Source organism: Actinotalea ferrariae (genome assembly GCF_019733465.1).
In the GTDB taxonomy this organism is placed as follows: domain Bacteria; phylum Actinomycetota; class Actinomycetes; order Actinomycetales; family Cellulomonadaceae; genus Actinotalea; species Actinotalea ferrariae_A.
Window position 1 is genome coordinate 1 of record NZ_JACVQL010000006.1, and the last position, 2,608, is coordinate 2,608.

Below are 2,608 nucleotides of genomic sequence, written 5' to 3' on the forward strand. Positions count from 1 at the left end.
GGACCGCGCCGGGCGGCACGTCGACCACACGCGCGCGCCTGAGCAGCAGCGCCGCGCCGCTCCGCGTCGCGGCGGTCATCGTCCGTCCCCCGGCCGGCTCGGGCGCCGCATGAGCTCGGCCCGCATCTCGGCCGCGAGCGCCGGGTTGGCGTAGGGGTGGTCGGCCGGCTCGGCCTCGAGCTGCGCGACGACGCGCTCCACGACCGCCCGCGGCTTGTCCTGGCTCAGCTTCGCCCTGCCCTCCCACCGGGTCACGCGCAGCCGGAAGCCGGCGGCGCCGGGCGCGATCCGCGCGGCGTACTCGGCGACGTCGGGCAGCCGCACGGGCGCCGGCATGGCGTCCTCGTACCGGTCGGTCGTAGCGTCGAGCACCCGGTAGGTGTCCTCGGGCCCGAGCAGCTCGGGCGTCCCGTACAGGTGCACCGCGACATAGTTCCAGGTCGGCACCGCCGGCTCGTACCCGTACCAGCCGGGCGACACGTAGCCGTAGGGGCCCTCGACCACCAGCAGCACCTCGTGCTCGCCCAGCTCGTGCTGCTCGTCGTCGGGCCGGCCGACGTGGCTCACGACCGTGAACTCGTCGTCGTCCTCGAGCAGCACGGGCACGTGCGACGCGACGAGCCCCGTGGCGGTGTGGCTGACGAGCGTCGCCCAGCCGTGCTCGCGCACCAGCCGGCGCGCGCGCCCCTCGTCGGTCAGCGCGTAGACGGGCGTGCGGATCACGGGGGCTCCTGGCAGCGGCGGGCTCGAGGTCGAGAGGTCGAGAGGCCGACGCTACTCAGCCGCGGCGGCGAACCTCGGGCACCACGAGCGGCGTCCCGCTCGCCGGGTCGGTCACGACGCGGCACGGCAGCCCGAACACGTGCTCGATGAGCTGCGCCGTGACGACCTGCCCCGGCGCACCCTGCGCGACCACGGCGCCGTCCTTCATCACGACGAGGTTCGTCGCGTACCGCGCGGCCTGGTTGAGGTCGTGCAGCACCGCGACCAGCGTGCGGCCCTGCTCGTGCAGGCCCGCGCACAGGTCGAGCACCTCGTACTGGTGGGCGATGTCGAGGAACGTCGTGGGCTCGTCGAGGAGCAGCACCGGCGTCTCCTGCGCGAGCACGAGCGCAAGCCACACGCGCTGCCGCTGACCGCCGGAGAGCTCGTCGACCGGTCGCTCGGCGAGCTCCGTGACGTGCGTGGCCTCCATCGCGCGGCCGACCGCCTCCTCGTCGGCGGCCGACCACTGCCGCAGCAGTCCCTGGTGCGGGTAGCGGCCGCGCGCGACGAGGTCGGCGACGAGGATGCCCTCGGGCGCGACGGCCGTCTGCGGCAGCAGCCCGACCCGGCGCGCGACCTCCTTGGTCGACATGGCGTGGACCGCCTCGCCGTCGAGCAGCACGGCACCGGACCGCGGGGAGAGGAGGCGTGCGAGGCCGCGCAGCAGGGTCGACTTGCCGCACGCGTTCGGCCCGATGACCACCGTGAAGGAGCCGTCCGGGATGTCCAGGGACAGGCCGTCGACGACGACGCGGCGGTCGTACGCGAGCGTCACGTCGCGCGCGGCGAGGCGCGCGCGACCCGGGGTGTCGATCACGTCCGCCGTCCTTCCCTGGTGAGCAGCCACGCGAGGTACACGCCGCCGACGACGCCCGTGGCGACGCCCACCGGGAGCGGCACGGGCAGCACGCGCTGCGCGGCGACGTCGGCGGCCAGGAGCAGGGCGGCACCGGCGAGGGCCGACGAGACCAGTCCGAGGCCGGACGCGCGCACGAGGCGCCGGGCGACCTGCGGCGCCACCAGCGCGATGAACGGTACCGGTCCCGCGACCGCGACCCCGGCGGCGCACAGCGCGACTCCGAGCGCGACGAGCAGCAGCTGCGCGCCGCGGACGGGCACGCCCAGCGCCGCAGCGGCGTCGTCGCCGAGCTCGATCATCCGCATCCACCGGGCCGCGAGGACACCGACCGGCGCCAGCACGGCGAGCACCACGCCGAGGAGCACCACGTGGTCCCAGGAGCGCGCGTTGAGCGAGCCGACGAGCCAGGCCGACGCGACCTGCGCCTGCGTCAGCTCGGCCCGCGTGAGCAGCCACCACGTGACGGCGTTGAGCATCGCGCCGACGCCGATCCCGACGAGCACGAGGCGTGTGCCGAGCATCCCCCGGCGGAGCGCGGCGACGTAGACCAGCACGGCCGTGACGACACCGCCGGCCAGCGCCGACCCGGCGAGGGCGACGCCCGTCGCGCCCGCGAGGACGATGCCCGCCACCGCACCGGCCGCCGCGCCCTGCGTGAAGCCGATGAGCTCGGGACTGCCGAGCGGGTTGCGCACGACGGTCTGGAACAGCGCACCGCTCACGCCGAGCGCCGCGCCCACGCCGATCGCGCACAGCGCACGCGGCAGGCGGAGGGTGACGACGATGAAGCGCGTGCCCGGCTCGCCCCCGCCCAGCAGGGTGCGGACGACGTCGGCCGGGGCGAGGGCCGTGCCGCCGACGGCGATCGCGACGACGACGAGCGCGAGCAGGACGACCGCGATCACGAGGCACACGGCGACGGCGCGCGGGTGCCACCGCGCCTGGACGGGTCCCACGCGCAGCACGCGGGCGCGTCGGAGGCTC

The 2,608-nt window shown here is 76.0% G+C and carries 3 protein-coding genes; all 3 read right to left on the bottom strand.

Features of this window, described 5'->3' with window-relative positions:
- Positions 1 to 75: 75 nt before the first annotated feature.
- Positions 76 to 723 (bottom strand): FMN-binding negative transcriptional regulator, encoded by a 648-nt coding sequence (locus ICW40_RS00655; protein ID WP_221651869.1) that lies wholly within the window; start codon positions 721 to 723, stop codon positions 76 to 78.
- 55 nt (positions 724 to 778) lie between these two features.
- The gene (locus ICW40_RS00660) at positions 779 to 1,582 is read right to left on the bottom strand and encodes an ABC transporter ATP-binding protein (protein WP_308121533.1); all 804 of its coding nucleotides are present in this window, start codon (positions 1,580 to 1,582) and stop codon (positions 779 to 781) included.
- Positions 1,579 to 2,608 (bottom strand): FecCD family ABC transporter permease (locus tag ICW40_RS00665; RefSeq protein WP_221651871.1); only part of this gene is annotated, 1,030 nt, incomplete at its 5' end. The genes ICW40_RS00665 and ICW40_RS00660, both read right to left, overlap by 4 nt.